Source organism: Arthrobacter agilis (assembly GCF_002953615.1).
Classification (GTDB): domain Bacteria; phylum Actinomycetota; class Actinomycetes; order Actinomycetales; family Micrococcaceae; genus Arthrobacter_D; species Arthrobacter_D agilis_B.
Window position 1 is genome coordinate 2,410,155 of sequence record NZ_CP024915.1, and the last position, 5,661, is coordinate 2,415,815.

The following is a 5,661-nucleotide window of genomic DNA, read 5'->3' on the forward strand; positions in this document are numbered from 1 at the left end:
GCCGGTCCGTGCTGCCCGGGACCGAGCCGCTGGGCGAGGAGCAGGAGGCCCGGCTCCGGGCCATCGTCGCGTCCTTCGACGCCGACTCGGTCGCCGAACTCGGCGAGATCGAGGCCGTCACCGTCCACGACGTCAAGGCCGTGGAGTACTTCATCGGGCGGCGGCTCGAAGGGATCGGCATCGGGCACCTGAAGCCCCTCGTCCACTTCGGCTGCACATCCGAGGACATCAACAACCTCTCGTACGCCCTCGGCATCAAGGGCGCGGTCCTCGACATCTGGCTTCCCGCCGCACGGAGCCTCGTCGCGTCCGTCGCGGACCTGGCGCGGACCTCGAGGGACACCCCGATGCTCTCCCGGACGCACGGCCAGCCCGCCACGCCCACCACCCTGGGCAAGGAGATGGCTGTCGTCGCGCACCGGTTGACCCGCCAGCTCGACCGCATCGCCGCGACGGAGTTCCTCGGCAAGATCAACGGTGCCACCGGCACCTACGCGGCGCACTACGCCTCCGTCCCCCAGGCGGACTGGCAGGACGTCTCCCGGTCATTCGTGGAGGGACTCGGACTCGACTGGAACCCCCTGACCACGCAGATCGAGTCCCACGACTGGCAGGCGGAGCTCTACTCGGACGTCGCGCGCTTCAACCGGATCCTGCACAACTTCTGCACCGACGTCTGGAGCTACATCTCCATCGGCTACTTCGCCCAGGTCCCGGTGGCCGGAGCGACGGGCTCCTCGACCATGCCCCACAAGGTCAACCCGATCCGCTTCGAGAACGCCGAAGCCAACCTGGAGATCTCCTCGGCCCTGCTCGACGTCCTGGCGTCGACCCTCGTGACCTCGCGGTGGCAGCGGGACCTCACGGATTCCTCGAGCCAGCGCAACATCGGCGTGGCGCTCGGACACTCCCTGCTCGCCATCTCGAACGTCGCCAAGGGCCTCGCCCGCCTCGATGTGGCCGAGGACGTCCTCGCGGCGGACCTCGACGGGAACTGGGAAGTCCTCGGCGAGGCCGTGCAGATGGTCATGCGGGCAGAGGCGATCGCGGGTGTCCAGGGGCTCGACGATCCGTACGAGCGGCTCAAGGAGCTCACCCGCGGGCACCGGGTGGACGCCGGGCGCATGCGGGAATTCGTCAGCGGCCTCGGACTGAGCGAGGACGCCGAGCAGCGGCTCCTGGGGCTCTCCCCCGCCCTCTACACCGGCATCGCCTCCGACCTCGTGGACCATCTGGGCTGACCGACGCCGGCGCAGGAGCCGGGCAGCAGTTCCGATCCATGCGCCCCACCGGGAAGGCTCCATGCCAAGCACACCAGCACCACTGATCCGGGCCGACCGGACACTGCTCCATGTCATGAGCTTCAACATCCGGTACGACCGCCCCGCGTCCGAGCCGGGCGAGGTGGACTACTGGCCGGACAGGATCGCTCCGCTGCAGGACCTGCTGCGCCGGGAGGTCCCGGCGGTCCTCGGGGTGCAGGAAGCCCTCCACCACCAGCTGGTGGTCATCGAGGCCGCCCTGCCTCCGCACTATCGCCGGATCGGCGTGGGCCGCGAGGGCGGTAGCCGCGGGGAGTACTCGGCGATCTTCTACGACGCCGCGCGGCTGCAGCTCATCGAGTGGGACCAGTTCTGGCTCTCCGACACCCCGCGGCTGATCGGCTCGTGCACGTGGGGAAACGGTGTCACGCGCATCGTCACCTGGGGACGGTTCCATGATCCCGTGGCGGACCGCGAGGTCCTCCTGGTCAACACGCACTTCGACCACGAGTCCGACTCCGCGCGGGTGCGCAGCGCCGCCGCCGTGCTGGACCTCGTGACCTTCTTCCGCCCACGGCTGCCCACCATCGTGATGGGGGACTTCAATTCCGACGCCGGCTCGTCCCCCGCGTACCGGAGCTTCCTCCAGTCCGGTGTCCTGGGCGACGCCTGGGTCCTGGCGGACGAGCACCTCACCCCCGCGTACGGGACGGTCCCGCGCTACGGGCACCCGGTGGAGGGCGGTCGCCGCGTCGACTGGATCCTGACGACGCCCGACGTGCTGGTGCGCCAGGCCGCCGTCAACACGTCGACGCTGGACGGCACGTTCGCCAGCGACCATCTGCCCGTCCAGGCCCTCGTGGACATACCCCGCCGCCGGACGCCGACCGTCTCCTCCACCGCCGCGATCCTCTAGCACGCCGGCACCTCCCACGGCGGCCCGTCGTGTCCTTGACGCCTCCTCCCCGGGAACAGGACGCTGATGGGATGGAGTGGTGGACCGACGTCCTGACCGCCGAGGACTACGAGGTGGGCCGGCAGATCGTGCAGCGCGGGGTCGCGGCGGTGTACCTCGTGGCGTTCCTGTCCGCGGTGGCGCAGTTCCCCGCGCTCCTCGGCGAGAAGGGCCTCCTGCCCGTGCCGGCGTTCCTCGAACGCGCCGGCGGCCGGGCCTGCCCCTCGCTCTTCCACCGGCGCTACTCCGACCGCCTGCTGCTCGCCGTCGCCTGGGCCGGCACCGCCGTCTCGGCCCTGCTCGTGGTCGGACTCCCGCAGGCCGGTCCGCCGTGGGTGCCCCTGGTGGCGTTCCTCGTGATCTGGTGGCTCTACACCTCGATCGTGAACGTGGGCCAGACGTTCTACGGCTTCGGGTGGGAGAGCCTCCTGCTCGAGGCAGGTTTCCTCGTCGCGTTCCTCGGATCGGACGAGGTGGCTCCGCCCTTCCTCGTGCTGCTGATGATCCGCTACCTCGTGTTCCGCCTCGAGTTCGGCGCGGGCATGATCAAGATGCGCGGCGACCGCTCGTGGCGCGACCTCACGGCGCTGTACTACCACCACGAGACCCAGCCCATGCCGAACCCGGCCAGCCGGTTCTTCCACCTCCTGCCGAAGCCGCTGCACCGCATCGAGGTGGCGGGGAACCACGTCACCCAGCTCGCGGTACCGTTCCTCCTCTTCGCCCCGCAGCCCGTCGCGGGATTCGCCGCACTCGTCATGATCCTCACGCAGGGCTGGCTCGTGGTCTCGGGCAACTTCGCCTGGCTCAACACCCTGACCATCATCCTGGCGTTCGCGGCCGTGCCCGATTCCTTCTACGCGGCGGTGATCCCCACCGTCGATCCCGCCGGCTCCTACCAGCCGACCCCGCTCTGGTTCACGATCGTCGTCGTGCTCGCCATGCTCCTGCTCGCCTATCTGAGCCGGCAGGCCCTCGCGAACCTGTTCGCCCGGCACCAGCTCATGAACGCCAGCTTCAACAGGTGGCACCTCGGCAACGCGTACGGGGCGTTCGGGAGCGTCACGAAGGTGCGCTACGAGGTGATCGTGGAGGGGACGGTCGACGAGGTGGGACCGGGGGCACGATGGCTCGAGTACGAGTTCAAGGGCAAGCCCGGGGACCCGTCACGCATGCCACGGCAGTTCGCGCCCTACCACCTGCGCCTGGACTGGATGATGTGGTTCCTCGCCCTCGGCTCGGAGCGCGGCTGGTTCACCCCGTTCCTCGTCAAGCTCCTGCAGGCGGACCCGCTGATCCTGAAGCTGCTGCGCAAGGACCCGTTCGACGGCGCGCGACCCCGCTACGTGCGGGCACGGATCTTCCTCTACCGCTTCTCCACGCGGGCCGAGAAGCGTGCCACGGGTCTGTGGTGGATCCGCGAGCCGCAGGGCGTCCTGGTCCACCCGGCCTCACTGCGCGCCGAGGTCTCCTGAGGCCGGGCGCCACTCGACTCCCCCTCCGCCGAGCAGGAGGAGCCGCTTCTCCTGGGCATCCCAGCGACGTACGGGCCCGGTGGAGAGACGTGCCGGCGGACGGTTCCGCAGGATGCCGAGGGCAGCGGCCAGTTGCTCGGCGGTGAGCCCGTGCGCCAGCGTGATGTGCGGCGTCCATGCGCCCGGCACGGTCGTGGGCACGGCATCGGCGACGCCGTCGAGCACGGACCACACGCGCCGGTGCAGGGCGGCCAGGGCGTCGTCCGCGACGACGTGCCGGGCGAGCACGTACTTCCGCCGGGTGGGGAAGACCAGGAGTCCCGCCGTCGTGAGTCCGAGCGCGTCCCCTTCCGCGACGGCGGCGAGGTCGTCGTCGTACCGGCCGTCGATCCGCGCGGCGGCCGCGAGCGTGATGTGCGGGCTGTTGCTCGACGACGGGTGGCGGGACTGGTTGGGCAGGTCCCCTGCCTCCAGTGCCGCCCAGTCCTCGAGCAGGAAGAGGTCCGACGCCGGGTCCAGCAGGAGTTCGACGCTATCGGCCATGCCGGTCGCTCCCCCCTGCCGGGACCGGCTGCGGATCCCGGAAGGGCACCGCGGTCAGCGCGGCGGTCGCCGGAAGTCGCCGACGCCCTCGGAGCCGTCCACTTCGGTGGCGCCCGTGCGCGGGTTGCGCTGCGGCCGCTGGTAGGCGAGCTCCCCGCCGTTCCGTCCGCCGAAGGGCCGGCCGTGGTCCGCGTACTCCTCCCGGAAGAACGCCAGCGCCCAGTCGCCGAGCCGGATGCGGGCACCCGTCCGGAGGACGGACTCCTCCCTCCCGTTGACGCTCCCCGTGATGGCGCCGTGCGGCACCAGCACGTACTCGTCGTCGTCCGTGTGGCGGATCTCGGCATGCAGGTCGTCGAGGCCGCTCAGATTGAGCATCGCCCCGGCTCCGCTGCCGATGGTGGTGCGCTCCTCGACGAGGGCGAACTCCCGCGGCACCTGTCCGTCCCACGCGTCGGAGTTCTGCACGAAGATCAGTCGTGGCCGGCCGCCGCCGTGCTCGTAGTGCGTCGTCGTGATGGTCCGGCGGATGCGGCGGTTCACGGTCGGGACGAGCGGGAACGGAGTGGACGGCGGAAGGAGCGACGGCGCATCGCTCTTGTCGAGTGCGCGGCGGCCGACGCCGAGCAGGGGCGCAAGGGTCCCCGGGGAACCGAGCCGGATGTGCGGCGAGCGCGTCACGAGCCGCTGGGCCATGGAGGTCCGCACCGCGCCGATGCTGACCAGGAGGCCCTTCGGGCTGCTGACGGACACCGAGAGGCCGCGGGCCGCCAGCTGCTTCGCGGCAGCACGGACCTGCCCGACGCTGGGGAGGTTGGTGCCCCGGAAGGACGCCGGATCGTCGAGGAAGATCTCCACCGCGGTCCCTGCGGCCTTCACGGTGCCGCTCAGCCCTGTTTCCGGCTTGCCGTCCGCGGCCGGTTCCCCGAGCGAGAAATCGATGTCGATGTCGAGCCTGAGTGTGGCCATGTCGCTGGTGACGCGTCAGCCCGCGTAGGGATCTGATCCGCCGGCGGCGTTGTCACTCGTGGTGATGCGCAGGGTGCCGTTGAACTTCCAGGTGGCGCGGGGAGCATCCGGGCCGATGTCGCGCGGGACCTCGATGGTCATGTCCTGCAGCGTGTAGTTGATCGCAGCGCCCCTGCCGGTCAGGTAGGACCACATCTCCTCCGCGAGGTCGGTCCAGTCGCGGATGGTGTGGGATTCGCCGGCGGTCGAGGTGTTCTCAGTCATGTCGATTCCTTCGTGGGTGATTCAACAATGACAGACGTCCTCTAACCCGTCTGACTTAGGTACTGGCCACCTTAGCCGAGGCCCGCGGCTACCGGAACCCGTCCGCGGCGGACGGGTCCCGGTCGGCGGTCACCACTTCGGGTGCACGGTGGCCCGGAAGTGGCGGTCGTAGATGGCGGCGACGGCGGCGCCG

At 70.4% G+C, this 5,661-nt stretch carries 6 protein-coding genes; 3 read left to right on the plus strand and 3 right to left on the minus strand.

Features of this window, described 5'->3' with window-relative positions:
- The 3 genes from purB to CVO76_RS11765 form a co-directional block, all read left to right on the plus strand.
- Positions 1-1,241, plus strand: a 1,241-nt coding sequence (purB, locus tag CVO76_RS11755; RefSeq protein ID WP_208739379.1) for an adenylosuccinate lyase, incomplete at its 5' end; no start/stop codon positions are given.
- Between the two features lie 61 nt (positions 1,242-1,302).
- Entirely contained in the window at positions 1,303-2,178 is an 876-nt protein-coding gene (locus CVO76_RS11760) for an endonuclease/exonuclease/phosphatase family protein (RefSeq protein ID WP_208739380.1), read from the plus strand.
- Positions 2,179-2,249: 71 nt separating this feature from the next.
- Positions 2,250-3,692, plus strand: a complete 1,443-nt coding sequence (locus CVO76_RS11765; protein WP_208739381.1) for a lipase maturation factor family protein — start codon at positions 2,250-2,252, stop codon at positions 3,690-3,692.
- On the opposite strand, the gene CVO76_RS11770 is transcribed toward CVO76_RS11765, so the two are convergent.
- From CVO76_RS11770 to CVO76_RS11780, 3 genes are read right to left on the minus strand one after another with little or no spacing between them, the layout of a single operon-like run.
- Entirely contained in the window at positions 3,669-4,235 is a 567-nt protein-coding gene (locus tag CVO76_RS11770) for a 2'-5' RNA ligase family protein (protein ID WP_208739382.1), read from the minus strand. The two genes, CVO76_RS11765 and CVO76_RS11770, sit on opposite strands and share 24 nt — an antisense overlap.
- A 54-nt stretch (positions 4,236-4,289) precedes the next feature.
- Positions 4,290-5,204 carry an FHA domain-containing protein gene (locus tag CVO76_RS11775; protein WP_133081542.1) on the minus strand — a complete coding sequence of 305 codons (915 nt, stop codon included), beginning with the start codon at positions 5,202-5,204 and terminating at the stop codon, positions 4,290-4,292.
- 15 nt (positions 5,205-5,219) lie between these two features.
- A complete protein-coding gene (locus tag CVO76_RS11780; protein ID WP_133081543.1) occupies positions 5,220-5,468 on the minus strand; it encodes a hypothetical protein in 249 nt (82 codons plus the stop codon).
- Between the last annotated feature and the right edge of the window lie 193 nt (positions 5,469-5,661).